Below are 13,821 nucleotides of genomic sequence, written 5' to 3'. Positions count from 1 at the left end.
GTATAAGCTTTAAACCATGCAATCAAATTATATAAAAGTATTTTCGTTACATGTAACCCACTCTTACTTTAAAAATAATATTGATTCCATTTTTACACTTACCCCAAATACAGCTACACAAACACTAATGGACCAATACAATTTTAAACTTATCCAAAGTGAAAACAGTTTTCAATTTTATGCAAATACAAACAATTCTATTAGTGATTTGTTAAGCTATATATCTCAAAAAAATGACACTAACTCTTTTAGCTTTAATATAACAATTAACAATTCTGAATTTTATCTTTTTACAGAGCTTCCAATAAACTTTATAGGAAAACTAATGTACTCTAGTAACGATAGCTTAAACAAAATTGAAGACGAAACCATAATACTACAACAAAGATTAACTCAAGAAGCTATCCAAGATAATTCTGGAAGTATGAAGCTGCATTTTTCAGACTTACAAAATACCACTCCTACAAACTTTAAAATTAGTTTTGAAGCTCGTGCTACAATTTGGCAATACTACATTATTAATAAAAGTCATTTAAACATAGATAATTTACAGATAAGGAGTAACTCCAACATTCAATTTAGCGAATCTAAAAAAGTTACACTACCTAATGGTGAAGAAGCCTTAGTATTCACTAGCAAGTCATTAATAACACTAAGTAACACACCTCAACATAAGTTTGATTTAATTGCTAGAAGTACTGAAAAAACTATCTTTTCAGGTTTACCTACTCCAAATCCAGCTCAATTAATAAACTCTCAAAATCAAGAAGACACAAAATTGTATTCACCAATCTATGTTTACATATAAGTAACTATATATTAATGTTATAAGCAAAAAAGAAATAGCAATAATAAGCGGACTAGCTAAAATATAAAAAGCATCCATTTCTAGATGCTTTTTACTATCAATCAACCAATTTCCACCAATTTGTGGTGTTCTTAATATCTTTATCTATAATTACTGCTTCACCAATTTTTGGAGTTAACATTTGTATTTGCGCATTCTCTGCTGTTTCCGATGCTCTCTTTACTGGATCATCCCAACTATGCAATGCCAGCTTAAAAGCGCCCCAATGAATAGGCATCATCGCATTTGCTTTAACATCTATAGTGGCTTGTACAGTTTCTTCTGGCATCATATGAATTTGTGACCATTGCTCGTCATATTGTCCGCATTCCATCATTGCAAAATCAAAAGGTCCATACTTATCTCCTATTTCCTTAAAATGTGAGCCATAACCACTATCACCACTAAAATATATTGAATTATGCTCTGATTGAATTACCCATGAACACCACAATGTTTTATTTCTTGAAAATCCTCTCCCCGAAAAATGTCTTGCTGGAGCAGACACAAATTCAATTCCGTTTAAACTAGCATTTTCCCACCAATCAAACTCTTTTATTTTATCTGCTTCAATTCCCCAAGATGTTAAGTGTGCTTTAATACCAAGAGGCACATAAAACTGTTTTACTTTATCTTTTAGTTTAGTAATAGACTCATAATCCAAATGATCGTAATGATCATGAGAAATTAATACCAAATCTATTTCTGGTAAGTGCTCTATAGCTATTGGTAATTCTTTATTAAAACGTGAATTTCCAAGCATAGGATGAGGTGCTGGAACTTCACCTAACATCGGATCTATAAAAATATTCATCTCCTCCATTTCTAGAAACAATGCCGAATGTCCAAACCAAGTAATTCTTGGTTGTTTAGGCTCTGAATCAAAATATGCTTTAGTAATCTTTTCCTGTGGCAATGCTTTAGAAGGCACCTTATTATCACTATTGGTAAAAAACTTAGGAATACTACTTAATTTCATTCCTGTACTCGCCAAAGTAAGCTCTAAATTCTTAAAAGCACCATCATCATTATAGTTTGGTGAATTTTCTATTCTCACTAAACTTTCCTTAGAAGGACTACCACCAAATTGCGGACTAGTATTCATAAAAATAAATCCTGTAATTACGAGTAATAAAACAATTCCTAAAATTCCAATCAACATCTTTTTAAATATTTTTAATATCGTTTTTATCATTTACAAATAACTTTTAGTTACGAATAACTAGTTAACTTCTTGCATTTGTCGTATTTGCTTTAATACCATTTTTTTGGGTGTAAACGGAATCATTCGCATCATTACCTTTTGCATTGGCTTTAAACCAGAAACTACATCTAGCTTCCCTTCTATCATACCATTGTAACCATCTAACGCTACCGAATGTGCCGAAACTGTATTTTCAAATAAGTCGGTTTTATCCATTTTAGATACTTTAGCAAATTCTGTTTCTGTAGCTCCAGGCATTAAATTGGTTACAGTAATATTTGTATCGTGAAGCTCTTCAGCAATAGCGTTACTTAAAAAAGTAACATACGATTTTGTTGCAAAATACACAGCTTGTAATGGACCAGGCATAAAGCTAGCTGTAGAAGATACATTTAGTACTTTTCCACTATTGCGTGCAACAAATCCTGGTAAATACAACTTAGTTAATAAGGTTAATGCTACTACATTTAGGTTTATCATTGCTAAATCTTCTTCTAAACTTCTTTCGTGAAATTTTCCATGGCCTCCAAATCCTGCATTATTAATTAAATAATCTACTTGAATTCCTTTTTCCTTTACTTCATCATAAATCTCTTGAGGTGCATTTAATTGTGTTAAGTCTTTAGAGATTACTTCTACTTTAACATTGTATTGCTTTTCTATATCTAACTTTAACTCATTAAGCTTTTCAATTCTACGTGCCACTAACACTAAGTTTCCACCTCGTTGTGCATGTATAATTGCTAACTCCTTTCCTATTCCACTTGATGCTCCTGTTATTAATGCTGTTTTTGACATTGTAATATTTCTTTTAAAATTATAGTACAAAGTTATGCAGCTTACCAACCCTTAAGTTGTCTAAAAGTGTCAAGCTTACTTGTCTAAAAATGTCAGACTAATGATTGATAAAATTGTGAAGGCGTTATATCAAAGAAACTTTTAAAGGACTTACTAAAATGTGCCAAATCTTCAAAACCAGCTTCAAGATATACTTCGCTTGGTCTTTTGTTTTTGGTAATCATCATATTTCTAGCAAATTGCAAACGTTTCTTTTTAATCCACTTATGTGGTGTATCATTAAACAAAGCTCTAAATTCCCTATTAAATGTTGATAGACTTCTACCAGATTGCTTTGCTAAATCATTTAAAGGAATATTAAATCTAAAATTATGAGTCATTAATTGCTCTAAATCTGCACGTTCAGAAATAGCAAATTCTTTGAATACTCCATACAATTTCGGATCTGCTTTTACCAATGCATGCAACGCTTCTAAAGTTTTTAGTTCCATAGTTTGTGGATCTAAATCTATACCTTCGTCTATATATGCAATTAACGATTGCATTAAACCTTGTAATAAAGCTGTAGGTGGCAAATTAATAAGACGTTCCTCAACAGGTGGCACATCTTTAGGCATTTCTATATTATGAATAACACGCTTAATAAATTCATTGGTTAAAACAAACATATATGTCTTTGCTTGTCCTTCTTCTGGCGACCACGATTTAAACATTTCGCATTGCGTATACTTTCTAAGTAAACCAAACTGTCCTTTAGTAACTGTTAACAATTCTTGATTTAACTTCACATTGATTTGTCCTTCTTGCGCAAACATTAATAATGTAGACGGAAAATAAACTTCGGTGCTTTCATTACTACTAGCCTCACAAGATGCTGCTACTTGTAATTCGTTAGAGTTAATAAACTTTATCTTATGTGTATCCATTTGGCAAAATTAGACAAAAACTATTATTACAACTTGTCAAAAAATGTCAAAGTGCTTTTAAAGCCATATTTCTATTAGCCTTATTTTTTAATAACGTAATTTTGTAATAGTAAACAGTAAAAATATGGAAGCTAAAAACAGTGTATTTATTGCTCAAAGTATTGATGGTTATATTGCTGGACCAAATGGAGAAATAGATTGGTTAGATTTAATTCCCAATCCTGATGGAGACGACTTAGGTTATTTTGATTTTACAGCAAATATTGATGCCTTAGTTATGGGAAGAAATACTTTTGAAACTGTTTTAGGTTTTGATGTTGATTGGCCTTATAAAAAACCTGTATTTGTATTAAGCAATTCCTTGTCTCATATTCCAGAAACACACAAAGACAAAGCTTTTTTAGTAAAAGGTACGCTTACTCAAGTTTTAACAACCATACACAACAAAGGCTTTAAACGCTTATATATAGATGGAGGAAGCACCATTCAAAGTTTTTTAAAAGAAGATTTAATAGACGAACTTATCATAACAACCATTCCTATTGTTTTAGGTGGTGGAACACCTTTATTTTCTGAATTAGAAAACAGATTAGTATTCGATTTTGTAGGTTCTAAAATTGGCTTGAATACACTTGTACAATCGCACTATAAGCGTAAGCGATAAGTCATTTATAAAAAACTACTCTTGTTTAAAAAATTGTTTTTTATACACTTGTCCTAATGCTTTTTCTATAAGCAGTATTTCTGGTTTATCTTTTCGTAAACCCACTTGCCAATCATTAAATATTTCCCAGTTATCATCCACAAAAATAGGTTTACCATATTGTTCAATTAAAGCTTGACGTATTCTATCCTCCTCACCTTTGGCTGTTAAAATCCATACAACATTTAGTTTCTCATCTCCAAAGCGCGCTTCTACTTTACGCGGAAACCCTAAATAGTTAACTCCAAAAGCATTTATTTGTAATTGTGCATTTGGGTCTTTACCATCCAAAACTTCTTTATTACTAAATTGACTATTGGTCTCTAAAACTGGTTGCATTTCACTTAATGAAGCTCCCATTTTAATAAATTCTGGTATTGCTTTGTTAATTGGTAATGCGTTTGATTTAAAATCGGATTTTAAATAAGGATTTTCCCAAGTAAACAAATTTACATGCATTGCTTCGTCATTAATAATCCAAGCTTGATCACTCGCATTCTTAACAAACAATTTATCCTTTAAATACACATCGTAATCCATATACGTACGTGCTGTATCTTGTCGTTCACTAGTTAATGCTAGTACATTTCCTTTTGCTTCAATATACACTAACTTATCGTCTGCAAACGTAAACACCACTTTGTCTATAGTACCATTATTAGTTTTAAGATTTGTACATAATAAGTGTGATTCCCTTGCTTTTGCTAACGGAAATCGCGGAATAGTATTGGTAAAAACATTTTGTGTAGCAGATATTTCACTTGTTTTTTGAGTGACTTCCTCTAACGAATCGTTAAGTAAGGTGTTATTAAAAAGTGCTTCTGCTTGTGCTAATAATAACATTGGTAACATAACAAGCATGCTTACAAGTGATAATTTACGATTGGTCATAATGATTGTTTTGATTGATTATAATACTATTATAGACTACAATACACTTTAATTGTTACAGTTATTAAATACGTATTTCTACGCATTGATTTTGTAATGTAAAAAAGCTAACTTCCTTTAACATTTTATAACGAAAAGTAATATACTACCTAAAAAGTTTATCTATATTTCCTTTATAAGTTTGCCCTATTGGTATTTTGTGTTCATTAACAAAAATTCTATTACCTTCAATTTGTTTGATTTTGTTTTTAGCAACTATAAAAGACTTATGTGTTCTTATAAAACTAGATTCAGGTAAAAACTCCTCTAATGAAGAAATTTTCTCATGGCTTACAATCATTTCGTTTTCTAAATATACTTTAGTATAATGTCCATAAGCTTCAATAAAAAGTATTGATTCTAAATGAATTTGATGATGCTTTTTATCTCCTTTTAAAAAAAAACTATTGCTTTGTATTTCACTGTTATATGTATGACCTATATCTGTCTTAGGTTTACTTTCAGAAATACCAATTGTTTTATTTATAGCCTTTATAAACCGGTCAAAACTGAATGGTTTTAGTAAGTAATCGGAAATATTAAGTTCATATCCTTCTAATGCAAATTCTTTGTAAGCAGTTGTAATAATAATTTTAGGAGGGTTCGATAACGTTTTTAAAAAATCGAAACCCGATAATTTCGGCATATTTATATCTAAAAAAAGCAAATCAATAGTATAATCATTCAAAAAGTGCATCGCTTCAAAAGCATTATAACAATTCCCCACCTTTTTTAAATGTGGTAAATTATCGCAATATTTTTCTATGATACGATGTGCTATAGGTTCGTCATCTATAATTAAATAATGAATCATTTGGCTTCTAGTTTAAGGACGAATTTATATACAGAATTAGTACTTTCAATAATAAGTTGATGTTTTTTTGGATATAATAATTGCAAACGCTGTTTTAAATTATCCAACCCAATTCCAAAATCTTGTTTTGATCTTGGTTTTTCAAAGTTATTTTCTATTTCAAAAAGAATAACTCCATCATTGGTACTAATATGAATATGAATATATGCGTTCTCTGTTAATTTTTCAGCACCATGCTTAAATGCATTTTCTAATGCTATAATATACAATAAAGGTGCGATTTGGTAATCTGATAAATTGGAATACGTAAATTGAATATCTACTTTTTTTTGATACCTAATTTTATGTAATTCAATGTAATTCTTTAAATAGTCAACTTCATCTTTTAAAGAAACAAAATCCTCCTTAGCCATATAAATTGTATAACGCATCATGTCTGATAATTTTAAAACAACATTTGGAGCATCATCAGATTTTTCAACCGTTAAGCCATATAAGTTATTCAGTGTATTAAAAAAGAAGTGTGGATTTATCTGATTTTTTAAAAGGGATAGTTCGGCTTTGGTTTTTTTTGATTCTAATGTTTTCATCCATTTCCATTGCTGAAAAAACCATCCTAAAATCAATAAAAAAAAAGGAATAGTTAAGATGATTTTGATTTCCTTTTCTTGCTGTAAATACACATTTATATCATCTATATATACTCTTAAGTAGATATAATAACTTAAACTCAATACATAAAATACTATTGTAAATAGAGCGTATTTTTTGAAAAATTTTGAAGCAACAATTGAGGTGAAAAGTAAACCAATACTTATGATTCCAATAATGGTAATTGGATTATCTATCATCTTAGAATTAGCATCGTTGACTAAAACAAGAATAAAAAAAACTATAAGACCAAAAAACTTAAAACTATTGGTTTTATGTTTTTTCAAAAATGGAAAGTAATATATTGGCAAAGAGAATAATAACCAATAAAAGATAAAACTCAAAGTATTAGATAAGTATTCAGAATTATCAATATGTACGAAATTGAAATATGATAATACCACAACTACAATCCTAAAAATTATGAGTCCGTAAACAAATGCTTTATATTTTTTTAAGAGTGCAATCATACTGTAAAACTAATAATCTTAAAGTTATTCATAGAATGTTTTGCACCAACATACCAAAAAGCTTCACAAACGTATTATTAACAGACGCAAGTTTAGTTAGTGACTAAAACAATCATATGTGTGTTTAAAAGATATGTAAACAAGAAATTAAATTCAATGGTTTACAGATTGACTATAGGTTTGTATCAAATTTAAAATCGGTCAAAATGAGAAAACAAATTATAACATTAGTATTATTGTTTCTAGCTCTATTAAGTCTTAAAGCACAGAATAAGGAAATCACTAATAAGGAAAAAACTGAAGTAATACAGTTGATTTCAGAGAATTTATTGGAAACATATATAGATTTAGAGATTGCCCAAGAAATGAACTCTGTCTTAAAATCTAATTTAAAATCGAACAAGTACAAGTTGGTTACAAACCCTAAAGATTTTGTAAAACTAGTTACTCAAGATTTACAAAACGTAAGTCATGATCTACATTTAAAACTAAATTATGCTTCAAAAAAAATAGCACAAAGTAAACATGTTATGCCAGAAGAAATGAAAAAACAAAAAGAGAGAATGATAGCAATGAAAATGGCAGAAATCAATTATGGTTTTACAGAAGTTAAAGTTCTTAAAGGAAATATTGGCTATTTGAATTTACGTATGTTTACAAGCCTTGAACAAGGAAAAGATGCCGCAACCTCTGCGATGAACTTTCTATACAATACCAATGCTATTATTATAGATTTAAGAAAAAATGGTGGAGGTGTTCCAGGTATGGTACAATTGTTATCTAGTTATTTTACGGATCCGGAACCTGTTTTGTTGAGTAATTTCTATGAGCGTAAAACGAATGAAAAAACACAATTATTCACCTTCAAAACTATCGATGGTAAAAGGATGACTAATAAACCTTTATATATATTAACAAGTAAAAACACATTTTCTGCTGCAGAAGCTTTTACCTATTCATTAAAACATTTAGATAAAGCTGTTGTCGTAGGTGAAGTTACTAAAGGAGGAGCTAACAGAACAAAAACTATAAATTTAAACGATAACTTTTCTATTTCGTTACCATACATTCAAGCAATACATCCAGTAACAAAAACAAATTGGGAGGGCAAAGGTGTACAGCCCAACGTTAAAACCAATAGTAATGAGGCTTTTGTAATTGCTTATATTAATGCTATAAACAAAACAGTTACTAGAAATAAAGGAAATGTATTCAATAGTATTGGCTATGGATTTCTACAAGATAAATTGATCAATGAAGCTATTATTGTATTTCAAGAGAACACAAAATTATTTCCAGAGGATGCCAATTCATGGGATAGTTTGGGGGAAGCGTATTTCCAAAAACGCGATAAAATGAATGCTTTAAGGTCATACAAAAAGGCATTAGAATTAGATCCAAGCTCGACTTCAGCAAAAAGAATGATTGATAAATTAGAAAACATCAAATAAATGAGAAAGAGAAAAATTATAATATCCTTGCTCGCATTTGGTATTGCATGTTTTACATATTTACAGTTATTTAATCAACCAAAGTTAGTTGAAGGTAATTATCTTAAGTTAAAAGAAACGTTTAAAGATCACTCTGGTGATGTTTGGGAAGTGAAATTTTTACCAAACGATACACTCATGATAAGTGGGGGCATAGATTCCAATACTAAAATTTGGAATAGAATTACAGGTGAAACAGTACATAATTTACCACATGAAACGGGCTCACCAGCTGTAGATTTTAATATAGATGGGACATTAGTGGCAACTGGAGCTTATGATGGTAAAGTAAGACTTTGGAATGTGAGTTCTGGAGAGCTTTTAAGAGTGTTAGATGGTAATGAAGGTACTATTTGGTCGGTAGATTTTAGCCCAAATGGTCATTTAATAGCAGCTGGTAGCAATGATGATAAAGTAACTGTTTGGAATATAAATACTGGAGAAATTAAATATGAATTTACAGAATCTTCACATAATATTTGGGAGGTTGTTTTTAATCACACTGGAGACTATTTAGCGGCCTCAGGCAGTGATAATGCTATAAGAATATATGATGTGAAATCTGGAGCGTTAATAAAGACAATTTTGGGACATTCATTAGTTCCTCTATCGATGGATTTTAGTCCAAATGGTGAATTATTAGCAAGTGCAGGAGATGATAAAACCATTAAAATTTGGAATACCAATACTTGGGAATTAATGCATACATTAAAAGGAGAAAATAAAGCTCTTCATTCAGTTGTGTTTGTTGGAAATAATAGAATTTTGGCAGGAGGAACAGATAAAAAGATGCTAGGAGAGCTGTTAGAATATCATTTTGGTTTTAAAGGATATACAATACCTGTTATAGCAACACTATGGGATATTGAAAGTGAAACCATTCTTCAAACAATAACTGAACATAAGGATGACATTGGTTTGGGGATGGATGTAAGTTCGGATGGAAAGTTAATAGCTACACCTAGTAAAGATAAAACAGTGAAGATTTGGGAAGTTGTCAAAGAATAAACGTTTTACAACACCGTGTATAATTAATTGCTAGTACTCGCCTACTTACTCGTCACGATTTTCTATTAGGCTTGATTTGCAAAATTAGTTGCTGAAACACGCAACTAACCATACACAAAACCGTTAAACGAACTCCTCATATAACTTATAGCTATAATTATACAATTCATCATTAAAATTCTGCAATTCAGAAACTAAAAAATAAAACTCTTAATATTTATTCGGTATTTTGCTTTCGTAAAATTGTAATACGCTTGTATATTAATCACAATTGTAATCATGAATATCTCTAAAAAAACAATATTAAGAATCATACTATTTGTTGGAACTATCACCTCTCTTTTCTTTGTGCCTTGGCTTTTGGTTAAAGCATGGATTTTACCTTTACCTGATACAGTTCAAGAACAAACAGAGCAAGCTATTAATCATGGTTTTGATGGTATGGTTGTTTATATAGATAAAGCAGGAAACACGCCGCAATATGCTGCTTCTGGCTGGCATAATCGCGATACTAAAATAGCTGCAAAACCAAATGCTTTATTTAAAATAGCAAGTATTAGCAAACTCTATGATGCTGTAGCTGTTACCAAATTGGTAAGCAAAGGCAAACTATCATTAGATAAAACCATCGCTGATTATTTACCAGAACTTGTTGGTAAAATTGAAAATGCCGATAAAATTACACTACGCTTAATGATACAGCATAAAAGTGGTATTCCAAACTTTACAGACACGCCAAATTTTTGGTCTAATCCAACAAGAACTTACGAAGAAAGTCTAGCACTAATTACCAACAAACCTGCTAACTTTCAACCAGGTGAAGATTATGAATATTGTAATACCAATTATTTATTAATCAATAAAATTATGGATAATGCATTAGGCTATAACAACTTTCAATTTGTACAAGAAGAAATCTTAAAACCACTAAACCTAAACAATACTTTTGGGTCTTTAAAAGAAGTGAATTTAGAAGATGTCATGAGTGGTTACCATGTAGACTATCCATACGATTTAAAAGAAGACGAACATGGTATGTTAGCCACTGCAGAAGATGTTGGTATATTTCTTAGAGCATTAAACGATGGTTCATTATTAAAACCTGAAGAGCAAAAGATATATGCTTCTATTTACGAATTTGAACATGCTGGTTGGGTTCCTGGATACCAAAGTTTTGCAAAATACTATAAAGATATAGATGCAGTTATTGTTGCATTTTACAACACTACTGATAAAGAGCTTTATAATTGGAACTTATCAGAAATTATAAATAATAGAATTGCTAAAATATTGGAAAAAGAAAACAACCCTAACTAACTAAAAAACAACAACAAAACTAATTTCTATGTTTTAATATTAATTATTTTCACTTACTTTTGATGTAATCAAAATCATTCAATAATGAAAATAATTTATCCGTTAAGACTTTTAATTATTCTTTGTTCTTTTCTATTGCTTAATTCTTGCATTGCTGCAGCAGTAATGGCTAATCAAAAAAATGTAGCCGAAAAGCATATAACTACTGAAAACAATGCTATTCCTCCAGAGTTTGGTAAAGACAATTCTACTTTAATATGCGTACTAAAAGGCAGAAATAGTAGAGATAAATACATGAAAAAGCATTTTAACGAAAACTATAAAGGCAAATTCATTTTCGTTTTAGAAGAAGACCTTGAAAATGAAGAGTATGCAGACCTAGATAAATACAGGTATATTTTTGATTATGATGCGGGAAGTACTGCTTCTGCTGGATATGGAGCCTCTGGAGAATTTAAAACTAGAAGCGCACCATATTCTAACTATTACATGCTAGATCGTAAAACTGACGAATATTATTATAGTGATGTAAAAACTGGTTCTTTTGGCAAAGTTATATTGACTTATGCACAAAAGCTTGAGAGTTTACGATTACAAAATTTATAATATAAAGAATCACAAAAAAAGCATCTCTTTCGAGATGCTTTTTTAATACTTAAAAATCAATCAATAAAAAACAGATAATGTTATAAGGCATTATCCATAATATCTTGTACTACCTCTGGATTTAACAATGTACTTGTATCACCTAGATTAGAAGTATCTTTATGTGCTATTTTACGTAAAATACGTCTCATAATTTTTCCAGAACGTGTTTTTGGTAATCCTTGAGTAAACTGTATTTTATCTAGTTTAGCAATTGGCCCAATATGCTCTGTAATAATCTGGTTAATTTCTTTACGTAAATTATCGTGGTCTCTGCTTTCGCCTGTATCTTTTAAAGTTACATAACCATATAACGCACTTCCTTTTACATCGTGAGGGAAACCTACAATAGCAGACTCAGCTACTGCTTGATGCTCATTAATAGCATCTTCAATTGGTGCTGTTCCTAAGTTATGTCCAGACACAATAATAACATCGTCTACACGACCTGTAATTCTATAATAACCAACCTCATCACGTAAAGCACCATCACCTGTAAAATACTTATCCTTATAAGCCGAAAAATAAGTATCTCTATAACGCTCATGATTTCCCCAAATAGTTCGTGCCATAGATGGCCAAGGAAATTTTACACATAAGCGACCATCTACTTGGTTACCTTTTATTTCTTCTCCATTTTCATCCATTAATGCAGGTTGAATTCCAATAAATGGCAATGTTGCATAGGTTGGTTTTGTTGGTGTAGCATAAGGAATTGGTGTTATCATAATTCCTCCTGTTTCTGTTTGCCACCAAGTATCTACAATTGGTGCTTTTTTCTTTCCTACATTATCATTATACCAATGCCACGCTTCTTCATTAATAGGCTCACCTACTGAACCTAAGGTTTTTAAAGAGCTTAAATCATACTTATCAACTAACTCTGTTCCTTGTTTAGCTAAAGCACGAATTGCTGTTGGTGCTGTATAAAACTGATTTACTTTATGCTTTTCAACAATTTCCCAAAAGCGTCCAAAATCTGGATAACTAGGCACACCTTCAAACATAACTGTAGTAGCTCCATTGGCTAATGGTCCATAAACAATATAACTGTGTCCTGTAATCCAACCAATATCAGCAGTACACCAATACACATCATTTTCTCTATACTGAAATACATTTTTGAACGTATAAGCTGTATACACCATGTAACCACCTGTAGTATGCACCATTCCTTTTGGCTTGCCAGTTGAACCTGATGTATATAAAATAAATAATGGATCTTCGGCATCCATCACTTCTGCTGTTAATTGGTCTGAAGCTGCATCTAATAAAGGCTGTAACCATTGGTCGCGACCTTCTTCCATATGAATATCTGAGTTAATACGTTTTGCTACTAAAACAGATGCTACACAATCACAATCAAGTAACGCTTCATCAACAATTCCTTTTAAATCAATAGTCTTTGCTCCACGATAAGAACCATCGCTAGTAATTACCATTTTACAATCGCTATCATTAATTCTAGTTGATAATGCAGTTGATGAAAATCCTGCAAATACTACTGAGTGAATTGCACCTATACGAGCACAAGCCAATACAGAAATCGCCAACTCAGGAATCATCGGTAAATAAATACAAACACGATCACCTTTTTTTATACCTTGAGCTTTTAGCACATTTGCAAACTTGTTAACACGATGATATAACTGTCTATAACTAATGTGTTCAGCTGGATCATTTGGGTCATTAGGTTCAAATAAAATAGCTGTTTTATCACCTCGAGTTGCTAAATGTCTATCAATACAATTTTCTGTAATATTAAGTTTTGCACCTTCAAACCACTTTACTTCTGGTTTAGAAAAATCCCAACTCAATACATTATCCCATTTTTTACGCCATAAAAAATGCTCTTCTGCAATCTCTTCCCAAAACCCTTCAGGATTTCGTACAGATTTTCTATAAACTTGATAGTATTCTTCTAGATGTTTTATATGATAATTACTCATAATTCTATAATTAAAATTTGTGCTTGATTAGTGTTTTTATCACCTCCTCTAAGCTAGTAAAATATTTTT

The 13,821-nt window shown here is 30.8% G+C and carries 13 protein-coding genes; 6 read left to right on the top strand and 7 right to left on the bottom strand.

Going from position 1 to position 13,821, the window contains the following annotated elements; genetic code table 11:
- The first annotated feature begins 16 nt into the window (after positions 1–16).
- Positions 17–808, top strand: a complete 792-nt coding sequence (locus tag ACLII3_RS13320) for a hypothetical protein (protein WP_412984711.1) — start codon at positions 17–19, stop codon at positions 806–808.
- A 97-nt stretch (positions 809–905) separates the two neighbouring features.
- Here the strand turns inward: ACLII3_RS13320 and ACLII3_RS13315 are convergent, their stop codons facing one another.
- The 3 genes from ACLII3_RS13315 to ACLII3_RS13305 all read right to left on the bottom strand — a co-directional run bounded on the left by ACLII3_RS13315 (position 906) and on the right by ACLII3_RS13305 (position 3,775).
- Positions 906–2,042 carry an MBL fold metallo-hydrolase gene (locus ACLII3_RS13315; RefSeq protein WP_412984710.1) on the bottom strand — a complete coding sequence of 379 codons (1,137 nt, stop codon included), beginning with the start codon at positions 2,040–2,042 and terminating at the stop codon, positions 906–908.
- Positions 2,043–2,069: 27 nt separating this feature from the next.
- Complete coding sequence (locus tag ACLII3_RS13310; RefSeq protein WP_412984709.1) at positions 2,070–2,849, bottom strand: SDR family NAD(P)-dependent oxidoreductase; 780 nt, start codon at positions 2,847–2,849, stop codon at positions 2,070–2,072.
- 92 nt (positions 2,850–2,941) lie between these two features.
- Positions 2,942–3,775: a helix-turn-helix domain-containing protein gene (locus ACLII3_RS13305; protein WP_412984708.1), complete on the bottom strand. Its 834-nt coding sequence runs from the start codon at positions 3,773–3,775 to the stop codon at positions 2,942–2,944.
- Between the two features lie 124 nt (positions 3,776–3,899).
- Here ACLII3_RS13305 and ACLII3_RS13300 point away from each other — a divergent pair, with 124 nt between their 5' ends.
- Positions 3,900–4,439, top strand: a complete 540-nt coding sequence (locus ACLII3_RS13300; RefSeq protein ID WP_412984707.1) for a dihydrofolate reductase family protein — start codon at positions 3,900–3,902, stop codon at positions 4,437–4,439.
- 15 nt (positions 4,440–4,454) lie between these two features.
- On the opposite strand, the gene ACLII3_RS13295 is transcribed toward ACLII3_RS13300, so the two are convergent.
- From ACLII3_RS13295 to ACLII3_RS13285, 3 genes are all read right to left on the bottom strand, one after another.
- Complete coding sequence (locus ACLII3_RS13295) at positions 4,455–5,369, bottom strand: hypothetical protein (protein ID WP_412984706.1); 915 nt, start codon at positions 5,367–5,369, stop codon at positions 4,455–4,457.
- Between the two features lie 145 nt (positions 5,370–5,514).
- On the bottom strand, positions 5,515–6,222 hold the full coding sequence (locus tag ACLII3_RS13290) for a LytR/AlgR family response regulator transcription factor (protein ID WP_412984705.1): 708 nt from the start codon (positions 6,220–6,222) through the stop codon (positions 5,515–5,517).
- Complete coding sequence (locus tag ACLII3_RS13285) at positions 6,219–7,160, bottom strand: sensor histidine kinase (RefSeq protein WP_412984704.1); 942 nt, start codon at positions 7,158–7,160, stop codon at positions 6,219–6,221. Before ACLII3_RS13285 ends, ACLII3_RS13290 begins: the two co-directional genes overlap by 4 nt.
- A 389-nt stretch (positions 7,161–7,549) precedes the next feature.
- Here ACLII3_RS13285 and ACLII3_RS13280 point away from each other — a divergent pair, with 389 nt between their 5' ends.
- From ACLII3_RS13280 to ACLII3_RS13265, 4 genes are all read left to right on the top strand, one after another.
- Complete coding sequence (locus tag ACLII3_RS13280; RefSeq protein WP_412984703.1) at positions 7,550–8,794, top strand: S41 family peptidase; 1,245 nt, start codon at positions 7,550–7,552, stop codon at positions 8,792–8,794.
- Entirely contained in the window at positions 8,795–9,841 is a 1,047-nt protein-coding gene (locus ACLII3_RS13275) for a WD40 repeat domain-containing protein (RefSeq protein ID WP_412984702.1), read from the top strand.
- Between the two features lie 279 nt (positions 9,842–10,120).
- Positions 10,121–11,158: a serine hydrolase domain-containing protein gene (locus tag ACLII3_RS13270; protein ID WP_412984701.1), complete on the top strand. Its 1,038-nt coding sequence runs from the start codon at positions 10,121–10,123 to the stop codon at positions 11,156–11,158.
- A gap of 84 nt (positions 11,159–11,242) precedes the next feature.
- Complete coding sequence (locus tag ACLII3_RS13265; protein ID WP_412984700.1) at positions 11,243–11,764, top strand: hypothetical protein; 522 nt, start codon at positions 11,243–11,245, stop codon at positions 11,762–11,764.
- An 80-nt stretch (positions 11,765–11,844) separates the two neighbouring features.
- Here ACLII3_RS13265 and acs read toward each other — a convergent pair whose 3' ends face one another.
- The gene (gene acs, locus ACLII3_RS13260; protein WP_412984699.1) at positions 11,845–13,752 is read right to left on the bottom strand and encodes an acetate--CoA ligase; all 1,908 of its coding nucleotides are present in this window, start codon (positions 13,750–13,752) and stop codon (positions 11,845–11,847) included.
- Positions 13,753–13,821: the final 69 nt, after the last annotated feature.

Source organism: Pontimicrobium sp. IMCC45349 (genome assembly GCF_047219225.1).
In the GTDB taxonomy this organism is placed as follows: Bacteria; Bacteroidota; Bacteroidia; order Flavobacteriales; family Flavobacteriaceae; genus IMCC45349.
This window is presented reverse-complemented; position numbering and strand designations above follow the sequence as displayed.

Excerpts from the sequence above, each read along its gene's own strand:
- ACLII3_RS13320 (WP_412984711.1), top strand. The coding sequence starts at position 17 with ATGCAATCAAATTATATAAAAGTATTTTCGTTACATGTAACCCACTCT.
- ACLII3_RS13315 (WP_412984710.1), bottom strand. The coding sequence starts at position 2,042 with ATGATAAAAACGATATTAAAAATATTTAAAAAGATGTTGATTGGAATT.
- ACLII3_RS13310 (WP_412984709.1), bottom strand. The coding sequence starts at position 2,849 with ATGTCAAAAACAGCATTAATAACAGGAGCATCAAGTGGAATAGGAAAG.
- ACLII3_RS13305 (WP_412984708.1), bottom strand. The coding sequence starts at position 3,775 with ATGGATACACATAAGATAAAGTTTATTAACTCTAACGAATTACAAGTA.
- ACLII3_RS13300 (WP_412984707.1), top strand. The coding sequence starts at position 3,900 with ATGGAAGCTAAAAACAGTGTATTTATTGCTCAAAGTATTGATGGTTAT.
- ACLII3_RS13295 (WP_412984706.1), bottom strand. The coding sequence starts at position 5,369 with ATGACCAATCGTAAATTATCACTTGTAAGCATGCTTGTTATGTTACCA.
- ACLII3_RS13290 (WP_412984705.1), bottom strand. The coding sequence starts at position 6,222 with ATGATTCATTATTTAATTATAGATGACGAACCTATAGCACATCGTATC.
- ACLII3_RS13280 (WP_412984703.1), top strand. The coding sequence starts at position 7,550 with ATGAGAAAACAAATTATAACATTAGTATTATTGTTTCTAGCTCTATTA.
- ACLII3_RS13275 (WP_412984702.1), top strand. The coding sequence starts at position 8,795 with ATGAGAAAGAGAAAAATTATAATATCCTTGCTCGCATTTGGTATTGCA.
- ACLII3_RS13270 (WP_412984701.1), top strand. The coding sequence starts at position 10,121 with ATGAATATCTCTAAAAAAACAATATTAAGAATCATACTATTTGTTGGA.
- ACLII3_RS13265 (WP_412984700.1), top strand. The coding sequence starts at position 11,243 with ATGAAAATAATTTATCCGTTAAGACTTTTAATTATTCTTTGTTCTTTT.
- acs (WP_412984699.1), bottom strand. The coding sequence starts at position 13,752 with ATGAGTAATTATCATATAAAACATCTAGAAGAATACTATCAAGTTTAT.